Here is a 17047-nt window from a genome sequence, read left to right on the forward strand (position 1 = left end):
GGAAAATATGCCTGAGGGCAAAATTATTAAAGCGCTTAGCGGCTTTTATTACGTACTGGATGAATCAGAGGATTCAAATAACGGAAAAGTTATACAATGCAGAGGAAGAGGCATTTTCAGAAAAAATAAAATCACCCCTTTGGTCGGTGATTATGTTGTTTATCAAGCTGAAAATAATAAAGAAGGATATCTTCTGGAGATTAAAGAAAGAACCAATGAACTTATCAGGCCGCCGATCTGCAACGTTGATCAAGCGGTGCTTGTTTTCTCGGCGATGCAGCCATCTTTCAGCACAGCATTGCTCGACCGTTTCTTGGTTCTCGTAGAAGCGAATGACATCCAGCCGATTATTTGTATTACAAAAATGGATTTAATTGAAGATCAACATACACAAAAGCTCATTCAAGCGTATGCTGAAGACTACCGTAACATTGGCTATGACGTATTTCTTACCTCTTCTAAGGACCAAGAAAGTTTAACGGAGATCATCCCGCATTTCCGCGGCAAAACAACGGTCTTTGCCGGCCAGTCGGGGGTTGGAAAATCCTCGCTTCTCAACGCGATCAGTCCCGAGCTGGGTTTGAGAACAAACGAGATTTCCGAGCATTTAGGCCGCGGGAAGCATACAACCCGCCATGTGGAGCTCATTCACACGTCCGGAGGTCTGGTTGCGGATACGCCGGGTTTCAGCTCTCTTGAGTTTACAGATATTGAAGAAGGAGAGCTGGGCTACACCTTCCCTGACATCAGAGAAAAAAGCGCATCATGCAAATTCAGAGGATGTTTGCATTTGAAAGAGCCGAAATGTGCAGTCAAACAAGCTGTTGAAGAAGGGGAATTAAAGCAGTACCGCTACGACCATTATGTTGAATTTATCACAGAGATCAAAGACAGAAAGCCGAGGTATTAGATCATGGTAAAGATTGCACCTTCTATTCTTTCCGCTGATTTTGCCGCTTTAGGCAAGGAGATTCAAGATGTAGAAAAAGGCGGAGCCGATTACATTCATGTTGATGTCATGGACGGCCATTTTGTCCCGAATATTACGATTGGGCCGCTGATTGTAGAAGCCATTCGTCCGGTGACAAAACTGCCCCTGGATGTACATTTAATGATTGAAGAGCCAGACCGTTATATCCCGGCTTTCGCAAAAGCTGGAGCAGATATCCTGTCTGTACATGCCGAAGCCTGTCCGCACCTTCACCGGACAATCCAGCTTATGAAAGAGCAGGGTGTAAAAGCTGGCGTTGTCCTGAATCCGCATACACCTGTTCAAGTAATTGAGCATATTTTTGAAGAACTTGATCTCGTACTCTTAATGACGGTGAACCCTGGATTTGGCGGACAGAAATTTATTCATTCTGTTCTTCCGAAAATAAAAGAAGTGAAACGAATGGCAGAGGAAAAAGGGAAACATGATCTGCTAATTGAAGTAGACGGCGGCGTCAACAAAGAAACAGCCCCGCTAGTCATCGAAGCGGGCGCAAATTTACTTGTTGCCGGTTCTGCTGTTTATGGCCAAACTGACCGCGAAAAAGCTATTTCTGAGATAAGAGGAAACAAATAAGCAGCAGGAGAAAGAGCCGGGAATATTTAGCCCGAGCTCTTTTTCCTGTACCCAGAAGCAGAAAGGAAAAAGAGATGAGAAAAATCAATATCGTTGCGGGAGGCCCAAAAGATTTGATCCCCGACCTGACTGGTTATACGGCTGATCACACGATCTGGGTCGGGGTTGACAAGGGCACAGTCACGCTTTTAGATGCCGGCATCATTCCTGATGAAGCTTTCGGAGATTTTGACAGCATTACGGAGCAGGAACGCCGGCAAATCGAAAAAGCCGCGCCCGCTCTCCATGTGTACCAGGCAGAAAAAGATCAAACTGATTTAGACCTCGCTCTTGATTGGGCCCTCGAAAAGCAGCCGGATGTCATTCAAATCTTCGGAATTACGGGAGGCAGAGCAGATCACTTTTTAGGAAATATTCAGCTGCTGTACAGGGGAGTAAAAACAAATTCGAAAATGAAGCTTATAGACAAACAGAATGATATTCAGATGTTCTCTCCAGGCGAATATTCTCTTCTTATCGATCAAAACAAACGGTATATCTCCTTCATCCCATTTACAGAAGAAGTAAATGAGCTGACTCTCACCGGTTTTAAATATCCGCTAAATAAGTGTCATATTACGCTTGGTTCAACACTATGTATTAGTAACGAACTCATTCATTCACGAGGTACTTTTTCGTTTGCGAAAGGCATATTAATAATGATAAGAAGCACGGATTAGCTTCTGCTTTCACTCATTTGTTGAAATTAATGAACCTTAAAGCGATGAACAGGCGGTTACGGGACTTATAGGAGGGGACAAAAATGAAATTTTACACCATTAAATTGCCGAAGTTTTTAGGAGGAATTGTCCGGGCGATGCTGGGCTCATTTAGAAAAGATTAAAGCCCAGGGGTTCAAGCCCCCTTTCACCACATAAAAACGCCTGCCACATATCAGGGCAGGCGTTCATTTTGTTATACACGCTCAACTTTACCGGATTTCAAAGCTCGAGCAGATACATATACTTTTTTAGGTTTTCCGTTCACAAGGATACGAACCTTTTGAAGATTCGCGCCCCAAGTGCGCTTAGAAGCGTTCATTGCGTGAGAACGGTTATTCCCAGCTGTTGTTTTTTTACCTGTGATAACGCATTTACGTGCCATTTGTTTCCCTCCTCACTTGCACAAAACATCTACTTTTTCACTTTCATATGTTCTTAGATGCTTTCGATATGGATACTTTAAATAATTTACCACAGCTAAAAAACGTTTGCAACTATTGTTTCATCATCTTTCAAGAAAATTCACTTGACATCTTGCGCAAACAGCGGCGCTATAGTATATGTAAAGAGACATGCAGCGTTTGTCGCGTCTTTTCTTTTCATAATGGAATTCATATAGTAGAATAGCTGTAACTCTATGCATTCGAAGGAGGAACTAGTGTGTCCATTGAATTAAGAACGAAATACGGACAGATTGATATATCGAATGAAGTCATTGCAATGGTTGCCGGCGGCGCTGCGATTGACTGTTACGGCATTGTTGGAATGGCCTCTAAAAACCAAATTAAAGACGGACTGACTGAAATCCTTCGGAAAGAGAATTTCAGCAGAGGTGTTCAAGTTCGCCAAGAAGCAGAACAGATACATATTGACATGTATATCATTGTCAGCTACGGCACAAAAATTTCTGAAGTGGCACATAACGTCCAAACAAAAGTAAAGTACACAGTAAATCAAACAGTCGGACTTGCAGTGGACTCTGTCAATATTTATGTCCAAGGCGTACGAGTGACGAACCCGTAGTTAGGAGGAGTAGGATTGTCTATCAGAACATTAGACGGCAGAACCTTTGCCGAGATGATTCTTGCAGGTGCACAGAATCTGTCGCAAAACGCGAGTGCGGTTGACGCGCTCAACGTGTTTCCGGTGCCGGACGGTGATACGGGAACAAACATGAACCTGTCAATGACTTCCGGGGCAAGAGAAGTGGAGCATTTGGAGACAAGTGATATCGGTAAAGTGGGCTCCGCGTTATCTAAAGGATTGCTCATGGGGGCAAGAGGGAATTCAGGAGTCATCCTGTCCCAATTGTTCCGAGGATTCAGTAAAAGCATTGAAACAAAAAAAGAAATTAATGCAAAAGAGTTTGCCGCCGCGCTGCAAGCCGGTGTCGATATGGCTTACAAAGCAGTCATGAAGCCTGTGGAGGGCACCATCTTAACAGTTGCAAAAGATGCTGCGAAACAAGCGGTGGCCCTGGCGGAAAAAGAAACCGATATCATTGCGCTGATGACATCGGTGACAAAGGAAGCTGAGGCATCCTTAAACCGGACACCAGAATTGCTGCCTGTCCTGAAGGAAGTAGGAGTCGTTGACAGCGGAGGCAAAGGCCTGCTTTGTGTGTATGAAGGTTTCCTCGCTTCATTAAAAGGAGAGACCGTTCCTGAGAAAACCGTTCTTCCGTCACTTGATGACATGGTCAGCGCAGAGCATCATAAGAGCGCGCAGAGCATGATGAATACAGATGATATTGAATTCGGTTTCTGTACAGAAGTGATGGTAAGGCTCGATCAGAATAAAAGAGAATTTGATGAAGGCACATTCAGAAATGACCTCAGCCAATTTGGTGATTCTCTTTTGGTTATTGCAGACGAGTCTCTGGCGAAGGTTCATATTCATGCTGAAGAGCCGGGAAACGTGTTAAACTACGCTCAAAATTACGGTGAATTAATAAAAATCAAAATTGAAAACATGAGAGAGCAGCACACTTCCATCATCAGCCAGGACAGCGAGCCTGCTCACAGCGAGAAAGCGGCAAAGCAGCCGTACGGCATTGTGACTGTTGCGATGGGAGAAGGCATTTCTGATTTATTCAAAAGCATTGGCGCTTCCGTTGTAATTGAAGGCGGCCAGACGATGAATCCGAGCACTGAGGATATTGTCGATGCTGTAAGATCTGTAAATGCAGACACTGTGTTTATCTTACCGAATAACTCCAACATTATCATGGCGGCCAATCAAGCCGCAAGTGTGATAGGCGATAAGGTTTTTGTCATTCCTGCCAAAACGGTTCCGCAAGGCATGTCAGCGCTGCTGGCATTTAATCCGGATCAAGAGCCTGAAGCAAATGAAGCCAATATGCTAAGTGCCATTCAGCAAGTAAAAAGCGGACAGGTGACATACTCAGTCAGGGATACTCATATTGACGGACAAGACATAAAAAAAGGCGACTTTATGGGGATTATGAATGGAACGATTATCGGCAGTGCTGAAGATCAGCTGGGTGCTGCAAAAATGCTCTTGTCAGAAATGATCGGAGAAGAGGACGAAATTGTCACCATTCTTTATGGAGAAGATGCGTCTCAAGAAGAAGCTGAAGAGCTTGAAGCGTTTCTCAACGACAAGTACGAAGAGATTGAGGTTGAAATCCACAACGGAAAACAGCCGCTGTATTCGTATATAGTTTCTGCAGAATAGAAGGGCAAATTGCCCTTCTATTCTTATGTCTGCTTTTAAGTGCGGCAGCGCTGTAACGCGCCCGCTTGCCATTTTATATCCGATCAATTAGTCTAGAAGCAAAGCCGCTTATAAGCTCTGTTTCATAAGGAGGAATAGCATGAAATACAGAAGCGTTTTTGATATTATCGGCCCGGTTATGATCGGTCCGTCCAGTTCGCATACAGCAGGCGCGGCGAGAATCGGGAGAGTGGCCAGAAGTTTATTTGGCAGAGAGCCTGAGCGCATCGTTGTGTCCTTTTACGGCTCTTTTGCTGAAACATATAAGGGTCACGGCACAGATGTGGCAATTATCGGCGGTCTGCTTGATTTTGATACATTTGACGAACGGATTAAAACCGCTATACAAATTGCAGAAGATAAAGGAATTGATATAGAGTTTCGAGTTGAAGACGCTGTTCCGGTTCACCCGAACACAGCTCGAATTAGTATTTCTGATGAAAAGGGAGAACTTGAACTGACGGGAATTTCGATAGGCGGAGGAAAAATTGAAATCACAGAATTAAACGGCTTTGAGCTCCGTCTGTCTGGAAACCACCCTGCCATTCTAGTTGTCCATAATGACAAGTTTGGCACCATTGCAGGAGTTGCCAATGTCCTTGCGAAATTCTCAATCAACGTCGGCCATATGGAAGTCGCCCGCAAGGATATTGGTCAGCTTGCGCTGATGACAATAGAAGTGGATCAAAATATTGACGATGATGTTCTCGATGAGCTGTCGAAGCTGCCGAACATTATTCAAGTGACAAAGATTGCTGACTAGCGAAGGGTCAGGAGGAGCCAGTTATGTTTCGTAATGTAAAAGAATTAATTGAGATAACGAAAGAAAAGCAAATATCCATCTCTGACATCATGATCGCTCAAGAGATGGAAGTAACAGAAAAAACAAAAGAAGAAATTTTTCAGCAGATGGATCACAATCTGACTGTTATGGAAGCGGCGGTTCAAAAAGGGCTTGAAGGAGTTACGAGTCAAACGGGCTTAACAGGCGGGGATGCCGTTAAATTACAGGCCTACATTCGATCTGGAAAAAGCCTGTCGGGAGCGCTGATTTTAGACGCGGTATCGAAAGCTGTCGCAACAAATGAAGTGAATGCCGCCATGGGAACAATCTGTGCGACACCGACTGCCGGATCTGCAGGTGTAGTGCCGGGTACGTTATTTGCCGTGAAAGAAAAACTGAACCCGACAAGAGAACAAATGATCCGCTTTTTATTTACGGCCGGAGCTTTCGGATTTGTCGTAGCAAATAATGCAAGTATTTCCGGTGCTGCCGGCGGGTGTCAGGCAGAGGTAGGATCTGCCTCGGGTATGGCAGCTGCGGCAATTGTTGAAATGGCAGGCGGAACACCTGAGCAAAGTGCGGAGGCCATGGCCATTACATTAAAAAATATGCTCGGCCTTGTGTGTGATCCTGTTGCGGGCCTTGTTGAAGTGCCTTGTGTGAAGCGAAATGCAATGGGCGCATCAAACGCGATGATTGCTGCTGATATGGCATTAGCAGGCATTACAAGCCGGATTCCATGTGACGAGGTCATCGATGCGATGTATAAAATCGGCCAAACGATGCCCACTGCCCTTAGAGAAACAGGCCAGGGCGGTTTAGCGGCCACACCGACGGGAAGAGAATTAGAGAAAAAAATATTCGGAGGAGCGCTGGGTTCAAGTGAAACAACATCAGCAAACTAGTATAGCCAACATTAAGGGCATTGGGCCGGAAACAGAAAAAACATTAAATGAACTCGGTATTTATGACATTTCTGATCTTCTGAATTATTTCCCTTATCGCTATGATGACTACGAGCTGAGGGATTTAGAAGAAGTACAGCATGATGAAAGAGTCACAGTTGAAGGGAAGGTTCATTCAGAGCCTTCTCTTACCTATTACGGAAAAAAACGAAACAGGCTGACATTTCGCCTTCTTGTCGGCCATTATTTAATCACTGCCATTTGTTTTAACCGTCCTTATTTAAAGAAAAAGCTTTCGCTGGGCTCTGTTGTGACGATTTCCGGAAAATGGGACAAGCATCGTCAGACCATTTCTGTTCAGGAATTAAAAAATGGGCCGCATCAAGAGGATAAAAGCATTGAACCAGTCTATTCCGTGAAAGAAAATGTCACCGTCAAAATGATGAGACGTTTTATTCAGCACGGGCTGACCCAATATGCGGACTCAATACCTGATCCTCTCCCGGAAAATCTTAAAGTTCGCTATAAGCTGCCGGACTATCATCAAGCGTTAAAAGCGATGCACCAGCCAGAAACAAGAGAAGCATTAAAGCTGGCCAGACGCCGATTCGTTTACGAAGAATTTTTATTATTTCAGTTGAAAATGCAGGCGTTCCGAAAGGCGGAAAGAGAGCAGTCACAAGGGATACGGCAGCGTTTTTCAAACGAAGAACTCATGACATTTGTCAAAAGCCTCCCGTTTCCTCTCACCAACGCCCAGTCCCGCGTGCTTCGCGAAATAACAGCAGACATGTCTTCCCCATATAGAATGAACCGTCTTCTTCAAGGAGACGTCGGATCAGGAAAAACGGCAGTCGCTGCCATCGCGCTTTATGCGGCCATTTTATCCGGATATCAGGGAGCGCTTATGGTTCCGACAGAAATTCTTGCTGAACAGCATGCTGATTCCCTTGTTTCACTGTTTGAAAAGTGGGATGTCAATGTCGCCCTTCTGACAAGCTCTGTAAAAGGGAAGCGCCGAAGGGAATTGCTTGAGCGGCTTGCTGCGGGAGAGATTGATATTCTTGTAGGAACCCATGCTTTAATCCAAGATGAGGTCGAGTTTAAAGCGCTAAGTCTTGTCATTACGGATGAGCAGCACCGATTTGGAGTTGAACAGCGGAAGAAGCTTCGGAACAAAGGGCAGGATCCCGATGTGCTCTTTATGACAGCCACTCCGATTCCGAGAACCCTGGCGATTACTGTTTTCGGTGAAATGGATGTCTCCGTCATTGATGAGATGCCGGCGGGGCGGAAACAAATCGAGACCTATTGGGTGAAACATGACATGCTGGACCGCATTCTGGCATTCGTCGAAAAAGAATTAAAGCAAGGCAGACAGGCGTATATTATCTGTCCGCTGATCGAAGAATCAGACAAGCTTGATGTGCAAAACGCTATAGATGTATACAATATGCTTTCTGAGGTTTTCCGTGGAAAATGGAACGTCGGTCTTATGCACGGAAAACTGCATTCCGATGAAAAAGATCAGGTGATGAGGGAATTCAGCGCGAATACGTGTCAAATTCTCGTATCAACCACTGTTGTTGAAGTCGGAGTGAATGTCCCGAATGCAACGATTATGGTCATTTACGACGCCGATCGCTTTGGTTTGTCCCAGCTTCACCAGCTGCGCGGCCGTGTAGGCCGCGGCGAGCACCAATCCTACTGCATTCTTATGGCTGATCCGAAATCAGAAACAGGAAAAGAACGGATGAGAATCATGTCGGAAACCAATGACGGCTTTGAACTGTCTGAAAAGGATTTGGAACTGAGAGGCCCGGGAGATTTCTTTGGAAAAAAACAAAGCGGAATGCCTGATTTTAAGGTGGCGGACATGGTTCATGATTACAGAGCGCTTGAAACGGCAAGGCAGGACGCTGCAAATCTGGTGGCTTCGGAAGCGTTCTGGAACGACCCTGAATATGGGGCGCTAAGAGAGCATTTGCTGAAAAGCGGAGTCATGGACGGGGAAAAATTGAGCTGAGGCAAGAAGTTTTTGGTGTTTAGCCAGAAACAATCATTGCATTCCAATCTATGAAATTATATACTACTATTAGTACCTAGTCTTAATTTGCCGGATGGTGTTTAGATATGAGAAGAAATAAGAAAGAACGCCAGGAATTACTTCAGCAGACGATCAAAGCAACCCCATTTATTACAGATGAAGAATTAGCGGGAAAATTCGGAGTTAGCATACAGACGATTCGTTTGGACCGCTTGGAGCTTTCCATACCGGAGCTGAGAGAAAGAATTAAGAACGTGGCAGAGAAAACGCTTGAAGATGAAGTGAAGTCCCTGTCACTAGACGAAGTCATCGGAGAAATTATTGACCTTGAGCTGGATGATCAGGCGATTTCTATTTTAGAAATAAAACAGGAGCATGTATTCAGCCGGAATCAAATTGCGAGAGGACACCATTTATTTGCTCAGGCGAATTCTTTGGCCGTTGCAATTATAGATGACGAATTGGCGCTGACTGCAAGTGCAGACATCCGCTTTACCAGGCAGGTAAAGCAGGGTGAGCGCGTCGTTGCGAAAGCGAAAGTGACGGCGGTTGAGAAAGATAAAGGAAGAACGGTTGTCGAAGTGAACAGCTATGTTGCAGAGGAAATTGTTTTTTCTGGACGCTTTGACATGTACCGTTCAAAACATTCATAAAGGTGGAGCATGCATGAGAATAGCTGTAGATGCAATGGGAGGAGACCACGCTCCCAAAGCTGTTATTGACGGAGTTATGAAGGGTATAGAGTCATTTGATGATCTTCATATTACACTTGTCGGTGACAAGACAACAATAGAATCGTATTTAACAACATCATCAGATCGCATCACGGTGCTGCACGCAGATGAAGTGATTGAGCCTACGGACGAACCGGTCCGCGCCGTGCGGAGAAAAAAGAACTCTTCTATGGTTCTGATGGCGCAGGAAGTTGCAGAAGGCAGAGCTGACGCCTGCATTTCAGCAGGAAATACCGGCGCGTTAATGACAGCCGGCCTGTTTATTGTGGGAAGAATTAAAGGAATTGACCGCCCTGCGCTTGCACCGACACTGCCAACTGTATCAGGCGGCGGATTTCTGCTCCTTGATGTCGGCGCCAATGTAGATGCCAAGCCTGAGCATCTCGTTCAATACGCCATTATGGGTTCTGTTTATTCGCAGCAAGTCCGTGGCGTGACTTCACCGAGAGTCGGTCTTTTGAATGTCGGAACAGAAGATAAAAAAGGAAACGAATTGACGAAGCAGACGTTCCAATTATTAAAAGAGGCAAACATCAACTTTATCGGAAACGTGGAAGCACGGGACCTTTTAGACGATGTAGCAGATGTCGTAGTAACGGACGGATTTACCGGGAATGTTACACTCAAAACGCTTGAAGGCTCTGCGATGTCCATTTTTAAAATGATGAGAGAAGCGCTCACGTCAAACTTTACATCTAAGCTTGCGGCCGCTGTGCTGAAGCCGAAGATGAAGGAAATGAAAATGAAAATGGATTATTCCGAATACGGCGGAGCAAGTCTTTTCGGTTTGAAAGCGCCGGTAATCAAGGCACACGGCTCTTCTGATGCCCGTGCGGTTTATCATGCGATCCGCCAAGCCAGAGAGATGGTCAGCCAAAACATGGCTGCGCTCATTCAGGAAGAAGTAAAAGAAGAAAAAACAGATGAATAGTCTGGAGGTTTTTACATCATGAGTAAGATTGCATTTTTATTCCCTGGTCAGGGATCTCAATTTATCGGCATGGGGAAAGAGCTTTATGATCAGGTTCCAGCTGCAAAACGTCTGTTCGATGAAGCGGACGAAACATTGGAAACAAAGCTTAGCTCACTGATTTTTGAAGGTGATGCCAAAGAATTAACCCTTACATACAATGCGCAGCCTGCTTTGCTGACGACTAGCATTGCTGTGCTTGAAAAATTTAAAGAATCAGGCATTACACCTGATTTCACAGCCGGACACAGCCTTGGAGAATATTCTGCACTGGTGGCGGCTGGCGCAATGAGCTTTAAAGACGCTGTTTATACTGTCAGAAAACGCGGTGAGTTCATGAACGAAGCGGTGCCGGCCGGAGAAGGAGCGATGGCTGCCATTCTCGGCATGGATGCCGACGCATTGAAACAAGTAACCGATAAAGTCACTGAGGATGGCCACCTTGTGCAGCTTGCCAACCTCAACTGTCCCGGACAAATTGTTATTTCCGGAACGGCAAAAGGAGTAGAGCTTGCATCTGAACAGGCAAAAGAGAACGGCGCTAAACGTGCGATCCCGCTTGACGTAAGCGGTCCGTTCCATTCTGAACTGATGAAGCCTGCCGCTGATAAGCTGAAGGAAGTCTTGGACTCCTGTGAACTGAAAGACGCAGAAGTGCCGGTGATCTCAAATGTTTCTGCAGATGTGATGACAGATAAGGCAGACATTAAAGAGAAACTCATTGAGCAGCTGTACTCCCCGGTTCGTTTTGAGGAAACTGTTAACAAGCTGATCGCAGAGGGTGTTACGACGTTTATTGAAATCGGTCCCGGCAAAGTGCTTTCAGGCCTTGTGAAAAAAGTAAACAGACGCTTAAAAACCATTGCCGTATCAGACCCGGAAACGATTGAACTGGCAATTCAAACGCTTAAGGAGGAGAATGAGAATGCTTAATGAAAAAACAGCTGTTGTCACTGGCGCATCCCGCGGAATCGGCCGTTCAATCGCCCTTGACTTGGCCAAAAACGGTGCAAACGTTGTCGTTAACTACTCAGGCAGCGAAGCGAAAGCAAATGAAGTCGTAGATGAAATCAAATCAATGGGCAGAAAAGCAATTGCTGTCAAAGCCGATGTATCAAATCCTGAAGATGTACAAAACATGATAAAAGAAACGATTTCTGTTTTCTCTACGATTGACATTCTAGTGAACAACGCCGGAATTACAAAAGACAATCTCATCATGAGAATGAAAGAAGATGAGTGGGATGATGTTATTAACATTAACCTGAAGGGTGTTTTCAACTGCACGAAAGCTGTCACAAGACAAATGATGAAGCAGCGTTCAGGCCGGATTATTAACGTATCGTCTATCGTAGGCGTCAGCGGAAATCCTGGACAAGCCAACTACGTGGCTGCAAAAGCGGGTGTGATCGGCTTAACAAAGTCTTCAGCTAAAGAGCTCGCAAGCCGCAACATCACAGTCAATGCGATTGCGCCTGGATTTATCTCAACCGATATGACAGATAAGCTTGCCAAAGACGTTCAAGATGAAATGCTGAAACAAATTCCGCTCGCTCGCTTTGGCGATCCCGGAGATGTCAGCAGCGTCGTCACGTTTCTTGCTTCAGAGGGAGCGCGTTACATGACAGGCCAGACGCTTCATATTGACGGCGGAATGGTAATGTAAGTTTTTTCTCGAAAATTTCATCATAGTTACTCTAGTTTTTTAAAAACGAATCCACTATAATACTTGAGGGGAGGTGAATTGCTATGGCAGATACATTAGAGCGTGTAACGAAAATCATCGTAGATCGCCTTGGCGTTGATGAAGCAGACGTCAAACTTGAAGCTTCTTTCAAGGAAGACTTAGGTGCTGATTCCCTGGATGTAGTTGAGCTTGTTATGGAACTTGAAGACGAGTTTGATATGGAAATTTCTGACGAAGATGCTGAAAAGATTGCAACAGTCGGCGACGCTGTGAACTACATACAAAACCAGCAATAAGCTGATGCTAAAAGTCCCGCCGAAATGCGGGGCTTTAGCCCTTTATTCGTGCAGTTATTACAGCATGCCGCTTTTACGCGCGCTGTATCCGGTTTAGTCAGAGAAGCGCGGTGAACCTGATGTGCCTATGGAGGTTACTATGTCAAAACACTCACATTATAAAGATAAGAAAAAGTTCTATAAAAAAATAGAACAATTTAAAGAGTTTCAAGAACGGATCTCGGTTCACTTTCAAAATGAAAAGCTTTTGTATCAAGCATTTACACATTCATCTTATGTGAATGAGCATCGGAAAAAGCCGTATGAAGATAATGAAAGGCTTGAATTTTTAGGTGACGCTGTTTTGGAACTGACGATCTCCAGATTCTTATTTGCCAAGTATCCGGCTATGAGTGAAGGAGATTTGACGAAATTGAGAGCCGCGATTGTATGCGAACCGTCTCTCGTTTCATTGGCTCACGAACTGTCATTCGGCGATCTTGTCCTATTAGGGAAAGGCGAGGAAATGACGGGCGGCAGAAAACGTCCTGCACTTTTGGCGGATGTCTTCGAAGCATTTATCGGAGCCTTGTATCTTGACCAGGGATTAGAGCCGGTCGAAAGTTTCTTAAAAGTCTATGTGTTCCCTAAAATAAACGATGGTGCTTTTTCTCATGTGATGGATTTTAAAAGCCAGCTGCAGGAATACGTGCAGCGGGACGGCAAGGGCTCGCTGGAGTATAAAATATCCAACGAAAAAGGACCTGCCCATAACCGTGAATTCGAAGCCATCGTATCTCTAAAAGGTGAACCACTCGGAGTCGGAAACGGCCGTTCAAAGAAAGAAGCCGAACAGCACGCTGCTCAGGAAGCTCTAGCTAAATTGCAAAAACACCATACGAAACAATAAAATCCCCCTGAGTTATAAGGGGGATTTCAGTATGTTTGCCGTCTTATTTCATCCATGTTTATGATAAAATTGAAATACTTATTACATAAGGAGGATCGCTATGTTCCTCAAACGTTTAGACGTTATAGGATTTAAATCATTTGCAGAACGGATTTCCGTTGATTTTGTAAAAGGCGTCACTGCGGTTGTCGGCCCGAACGGAAGCGGAAAAAGCAATATCACAGACGCTATTCGCTGGGTTCTTGGAGAACAATCAGCACGTTCCCTTCGCGGCGGGAAAATGGAAGATATTATTTTTGCCGGCAGTGATTCGAGAAAACGGTTAAATCTTGCCGAAGTTACACTTACGCTTGATAATGACGATCATTTTTTGCCGATTGACTTCCATGAGGTCAGTGTCACAAGACGTGTGTACAGATCTGGCGAGAGTGAATTTTTAATTAACAATCAGCCGTGCCGCTTAAAAGATATTATTGATTTATTTATGGACTCAGGACTTGGAAAAGAAGCATTTTCGATTATCAGCCAAGGGAAAGTGGAAGAAATCCTGAGCAGCAAAGCGGAGGATCGCCGCAGTATCTTTGAAGAAGCAGCAGGGGTGCTCAAATACAAAACGAGAAAGAAAAAAGCAGAAAACAAGCTGTTTGAAACCCAGGATAATTTAAACCGGGTAGAAGATATATTACATGAGCTGGAAGGCCAGGTTGAACCTCTTAAAATACAGGCCTCAATTGCGAAAGACTACCTGGAGAAAAAGAAAGAGCTTGAGCACGTTGAAATTGCGCTGACCGCTTACGATATTGAAGAGCTGCACGCCAAATGGTCAAGCCTTCAGGAGAAAGTGCAAGCCGCTAAAGAAGAAGAGCTCGCTGAATCGTCTGCTATCTCAGCAAAAGAAGCGAAAATTGAAGATGCGCGAGACAAAATTCAAGCGCTCGATGAATCAGTGGACGAGCTCCAGCAAGTCTTGCTTGTGACAAGTGAGGAGCTTGAAAAGCTGGAAGGGCGCAAAGAAGTACTGAAAGAACGCAAAAAAAACGCTGTGCAAAACCGAGAGCAGCTTGAAGAAGCCATCGTACAGTTTCAGCAAAAAGAAGCTGTGCTGAAAGAAGATCTTGCGAAGCAGGAAGCTGTTTTCGAAACGCTTCAGACAGAAGTGAAAGATTTAAAAGCACAGGTGAAGGAAAAGCAGCAGGCTCTCAGTCTTCATAATGAAAATATCGAGGAGAAAATTGAACAGCTGAAAAGCGATTACTTTGAGCTGTTAAACAGCCAGGCGTCGATTCGCAATGAGCTCCAGCTGCTTGATGACCAGATGTCCCAATCAGCCGTTACCCAGCAGAGGCTAGCTGATAATAATGAAAAGCATCTGCAGGAACGGCGCGATATTTCCGCCCAAAAAGCTGCATGTGAAACCGAGTTTGCCCGCATAGAGCAGGAGATTCACAGCCAAGTCGGCGCGTATCGTGAAATGCAGGTCAAATACGAGCAGAAAAAGCGTCAATATGAGAAAAATGAATCTGCTCTTTACCAAGCATACCAATACGTCCAGCAGGCGAGATCGAAAAAAGACATGCTTGAGACGATGCAGGGAGATTTCTCCGGCTTTTATCAAGGTGTTAAAGAGGTGCTGAAAGCGAAAGAGCGGCTTGGCGGTATTCGCGGGGCAGTCCTTGAGCTGATTTCAACAGAACAAAAGTATGAAACGGCCATTGAAATAGCACTCGGAGCTTCAGCACAGCATGTCGTAACCGATGATGAACAGTCCGCCCGTAAAGCGATTCAATATCTGAAACAGAATTCGTTCGGCCGGGCGACATTTCTGCCGCTTTCTGTCATCAAAGACCGTCAGCTTCAAAGCAGGGACGCGGCAACTGCGGAGCAGCACCCGTCATTTCTCGGGGTTGCCAGTGATCTTGTCACATTTGATCCTGCGTATCGCCGTATCATTCAAAACCTGCTTGGCACCGTTCTGATTACAGAGCATTTAAAAGGCGCAAATGAGCTTGCGAAGCTGCTTGGACACCGTTACCGCATTGTTACTCTCGAGGGCGATGTCGTGAATCCTGGAGGTTCAATGACGGGGGGCGCCGTTAAAAAGAAAAACAACTCCCTGCTAGGAAGAAGCCGGGAACTAGAGGATGTCACCCAGCGGCTCGTTGAGATGGAAGAAAAAACAGCGCAGCTTGAACAAGAGGTCAAAACCCTTAAGCAATCCATTCAGGAGATGGAGAAAAAACTGGCTGAATTAAGAGAGGCCGGGGAAGGCTTAAGAGTAAAGCAGCAGGATGTGAAAGGCCAGCTGTATGAGCTTCAAGTCGCTGAGAAGAATATCAATACTCACTTAGAGCTCTATGATCAAGAGAAATCAGCTCTGTCAGAAAGCGATCAAGAGAAGAAAGCGCGCAAACGCGAGCTGGAAGAAAAGCTTTCTTCCGTATCCGAAAAGATGAAACAGCTTGAAGAGGATATTGATAGACTGACAAAACAAAAACAGACACAGTCCTCTACAAAAGAGTCTCTCTCCAATGAGCTGACTGAGCTGAAGATCGCAGCAGCGAAAAAAGAGCAAGCATGTAAGAGCGAAGAGGACAACCTCGCTAGATTAAAGAAAGAGCTCCAAGAAACAGAGCTTGCTTTAAAAGAGACGAAAGAGGACCTAAGCTTCTTAACGTCAGAAATGTCATCAAGCACAAGCGGCGAAGAAAAACTGGAAGAGGCCGCGAAACATAAATTGAATGACAAAACAAAAACAATTGAATTGATTGCGTTAAGGCGCGACCAGAGGATCAAACTTCAGCAGGGGCTTGATACGTATGAGCGCGAGCTGAAAGAAATGAAGCGCCTGTATAAACAAAAAACAACGCTCTTAAAAGACGAAGAAGTAAAACTAGGCCGAATGGAAGTCGAGCTTGATAATTTGCTGCAATACTTGCGGGAAGAATACAGCTTGTCCTTTGAGGGAGCTAAAGAGAAATACCAGCTTGAAACAGATCCTGAGGAAGCACGAAAGCGCGTGAAGCTGATTAAACTCGCTATAGAAGAGCTTGGAACGGTAAACATCGGAAGCATAGATGAGTTTGAGAGGGTTAACGAACGCTATCAATTCTTGTCAGAGCAAAAAGAAGATTTAACAGAAGCAAAAAATACCCTGTTCCAAGTGATTGAGGAAATGGACGAAGAGATGACGAAACGCTTTAATGACACATTCGTCCAAATTCGCTCTCACTTTGATCAAGTCTTCCGCTCCTTATTCGGAGGAGGACGAGCGGAATTAAGGCTTACCGATCCGAATGATCTGCTGCATTCCGGAGTGGAAATTATCGCGCAGCCGCCGGGGAAAAAACTGCAAAACTTAAACCTTTTGTCTGGCGGAGAGCGTGCGCTTACTGCTATTGCGCTCTTATTCTCAATTTTAAAGGTGCGCCCTGTGCCGTTTTGTGTACTAGACGAGGTAGAAGCCGCGCTTGACGAAGCAAATGTGTTCCGGTTTGCGCAGTATTTGAAAAAATACAGTGCCGATACTCAGTTTATTGTGATTACCCACAGAAAAGGCACAATGGAGGAAGCTGATGTGCTTTACGGAGTGACGATGCAGGAATCCGGTGTTTCTAAGGTCATCTCAGTGAAGCTGGAAGAGACAAAAGAATTCGTTCAGTAACGAGGAAAGA

General features: G+C 45.0%; 17 protein-coding genes. 16 read left to right on the forward strand and 1 reads right to left on the reverse strand.

The window, feature by feature from the left end:
- Positions 1-7 precede the first annotated feature (7 nt).
- The 4 genes from rsgA (at position 8) to spoVM (ending at position 2450) form a co-directional block, all read left to right on the forward strand.
- Entirely contained in the window at positions 8-910 is a 903-nt protein-coding gene (gene rsgA / locus P3L57_RS08485; RefSeq protein ID WP_044155930.1) for a ribosome small subunit-dependent GTPase A, read from the forward strand.
- Between the two features lie 3 nt (positions 911-913).
- Positions 914-1567, forward strand: coding sequence for a ribulose-phosphate 3-epimerase (rpe, locus tag P3L57_RS08490; protein WP_044155928.1), 654 nt, complete (start codon positions 914-916; stop codon positions 1565-1567).
- 74 nt (positions 1568-1641) lie between these two features.
- Entirely contained in the window at positions 1642-2286 is a 645-nt protein-coding gene (locus P3L57_RS08495) for a thiamine diphosphokinase (RefSeq protein WP_044155927.1), read from the forward strand.
- A gap of 83 nt (positions 2287-2369) precedes the next feature.
- The gene (gene spoVM, locus P3L57_RS08500) at positions 2370-2450 is read left to right on the forward strand and encodes a stage V sporulation protein SpoVM (protein WP_003221545.1); all 81 of its coding nucleotides are present in this window, start codon (positions 2370-2372) and stop codon (positions 2448-2450) included.
- 71 nt (positions 2451-2521) lie between these two features.
- Here spoVM and rpmB read toward each other — a convergent pair whose 3' ends face one another.
- The gene (gene rpmB, locus P3L57_RS08505) at positions 2522-2710 is read right to left on the reverse strand and encodes a 50S ribosomal protein L28 (protein ID WP_003221548.1); all 189 of its coding nucleotides are present in this window, start codon (positions 2708-2710) and stop codon (positions 2522-2524) included.
- A 278-nt stretch (positions 2711-2988) separates the two neighbouring features.
- Between rpmB and P3L57_RS08510 the strand changes: the two genes are divergently transcribed.
- The 12 genes from P3L57_RS08510 to smc all read left to right on the forward strand — a co-directional run bounded on the left by P3L57_RS08510 (position 2989) and on the right by smc (position 17037).
- Positions 2989-3351, forward strand: a complete 363-nt coding sequence (locus P3L57_RS08510; protein ID WP_024121367.1) for an Asp23/Gls24 family envelope stress response protein — start codon at positions 2989-2991, stop codon at positions 3349-3351.
- Between the two features lie 15 nt (positions 3352-3366).
- A complete protein-coding gene (locus tag P3L57_RS08515; RefSeq protein WP_069486518.1) occupies positions 3367-5025 on the forward strand; it encodes a DAK2 domain-containing protein in 1659 nt (552 codons plus the stop codon).
- 139 nt (positions 5026-5164) lie between these two features.
- Positions 5165-5827, forward strand: a complete 663-nt coding sequence (sdaAB, locus tag P3L57_RS08520) for an L-serine ammonia-lyase, iron-sulfur-dependent subunit beta (protein ID WP_024121369.1) — start codon at positions 5165-5167, stop codon at positions 5825-5827.
- A gap of 23 nt (positions 5828-5850) precedes the next feature.
- Positions 5851-6753: an L-serine ammonia-lyase, iron-sulfur-dependent, subunit alpha gene (gene sdaAA / locus P3L57_RS08525; RefSeq protein ID WP_044155925.1), complete on the forward strand. Its 903-nt coding sequence runs from the start codon at positions 5851-5853 to the stop codon at positions 6751-6753.
- On the forward strand, positions 6731-8779 hold the full coding sequence (gene recG / locus P3L57_RS08530) for an ATP-dependent DNA helicase RecG (protein WP_044155924.1): 2049 nt from the start codon (positions 6731-6733) through the stop codon (positions 8777-8779). Before sdaAA ends, recG begins: the two co-directional genes overlap by 23 nt.
- A gap of 107 nt (positions 8780-8886) precedes the next feature.
- Positions 8887-9453, forward strand: a complete 567-nt coding sequence (gene fapR, locus P3L57_RS08535) for a transcription factor FapR (RefSeq protein ID WP_024121372.1) — start codon at positions 8887-8889, stop codon at positions 9451-9453.
- Positions 9454-9466: 13 nt separating this feature from the next.
- Positions 9467-10465: a phosphate acyltransferase PlsX gene (gene plsX / locus P3L57_RS08540; RefSeq protein ID WP_044155923.1), complete on the forward strand. Its 999-nt coding sequence runs from the start codon at positions 9467-9469 to the stop codon at positions 10463-10465.
- 18 nt (positions 10466-10483) lie between these two features.
- On the forward strand, positions 10484-11437 hold the full coding sequence (gene fabD, locus P3L57_RS08545) for an ACP S-malonyltransferase (RefSeq protein ID WP_044155921.1): 954 nt from the start codon (positions 10484-10486) through the stop codon (positions 11435-11437).
- On the forward strand, positions 11430-12170 hold the full coding sequence (gene fabG / locus P3L57_RS08550) for a 3-oxoacyl-[acyl-carrier-protein] reductase (RefSeq protein WP_044155920.1): 741 nt from the start codon (positions 11430-11432) through the stop codon (positions 12168-12170). The genes fabD and fabG overlap by 8 nt, the downstream gene beginning before the upstream one ends.
- Positions 12171-12253: 83 nt before the next feature.
- Positions 12254-12487, forward strand: a complete 234-nt coding sequence (gene acpP, locus P3L57_RS08555) for an acyl carrier protein (protein ID WP_003154310.1) — start codon at positions 12254-12256, stop codon at positions 12485-12487.
- 139 nt (positions 12488-12626) lie between these two features.
- Positions 12627-13376 carry a ribonuclease III gene (rncS, locus tag P3L57_RS08560; protein WP_010334220.1) on the forward strand — a complete coding sequence of 250 codons (750 nt, stop codon included), beginning with the start codon at positions 12627-12629 and terminating at the stop codon, positions 13374-13376.
- A 100-nt stretch (positions 13377-13476) separates the two neighbouring features.
- Entirely contained in the window at positions 13477-17037 is a 3561-nt protein-coding gene (smc, locus tag P3L57_RS08565; RefSeq protein ID WP_264798545.1) for a chromosome segregation protein SMC, read from the forward strand.
- Positions 17038-17047: the final 10 nt, after the last annotated feature.

Origin of the sequence: Bacillus sp. B28 (genome assembly GCF_029536185.1) — a bacterium.
Classification (GTDB): Bacteria; Bacillota; Bacilli; order Bacillales; family Bacillaceae; genus Bacillus; species Bacillus halotolerans.

Excerpts from the sequence above, each read along its gene's own strand:
- acpP (WP_003154310.1), top strand. The coding sequence starts at position 12,254 with ATGGCAGATACATTAGAGCGTGTAACGAAAATCATCGTAGATCGCCTT.
- P3L57_RS08495 (WP_044155927.1), top strand. The coding sequence starts at position 1,642 with ATGAGAAAAATCAATATCGTTGCGGGAGGCCCAAAAGATTTGATCCCC.
- sdaAA (WP_044155925.1), top strand. The coding sequence starts at position 5,851 with ATGTTTCGTAATGTAAAAGAATTAATTGAGATAACGAAAGAAAAGCAA.
- smc (WP_264798545.1), top strand. The coding sequence starts at position 13,477 with ATGTTCCTCAAACGTTTAGACGTTATAGGATTTAAATCATTTGCAGAA.
- plsX (WP_044155923.1), top strand. The coding sequence starts at position 9,467 with ATGAGAATAGCTGTAGATGCAATGGGAGGAGACCACGCTCCCAAAGCT.
- rpe (WP_044155928.1), top strand. The coding sequence starts at position 914 with ATGGTAAAGATTGCACCTTCTATTCTTTCCGCTGATTTTGCCGCTTTA.
- fabD (WP_044155921.1), top strand. The coding sequence starts at position 10,484 with ATGAGTAAGATTGCATTTTTATTCCCTGGTCAGGGATCTCAATTTATC.
- rncS (WP_010334220.1), top strand. The coding sequence starts at position 12,627 with ATGTCAAAACACTCACATTATAAAGATAAGAAAAAGTTCTATAAAAAA.
- fabG (WP_044155920.1), top strand. The coding sequence starts at position 11,430 with ATGCTTAATGAAAAAACAGCTGTTGTCACTGGCGCATCCCGCGGAATC.
- fapR (WP_024121372.1), top strand. The coding sequence starts at position 8,887 with ATGAGAAGAAATAAGAAAGAACGCCAGGAATTACTTCAGCAGACGATC.
- sdaAB (WP_024121369.1), top strand. The coding sequence starts at position 5,165 with ATGAAATACAGAAGCGTTTTTGATATTATCGGCCCGGTTATGATCGGT.
- spoVM (WP_003221545.1), top strand. The coding sequence starts at position 2,370 with ATGAAATTTTACACCATTAAATTGCCGAAGTTTTTAGGAGGAATTGTC.
- rpmB (WP_003221548.1), bottom strand. The coding sequence starts at position 2,710 with ATGGCACGTAAATGCGTTATCACAGGTAAAAAAACAACAGCTGGGAAT.
- rsgA (WP_044155930.1), top strand. The coding sequence starts at position 8 with ATGCCTGAGGGCAAAATTATTAAAGCGCTTAGCGGCTTTTATTACGTA.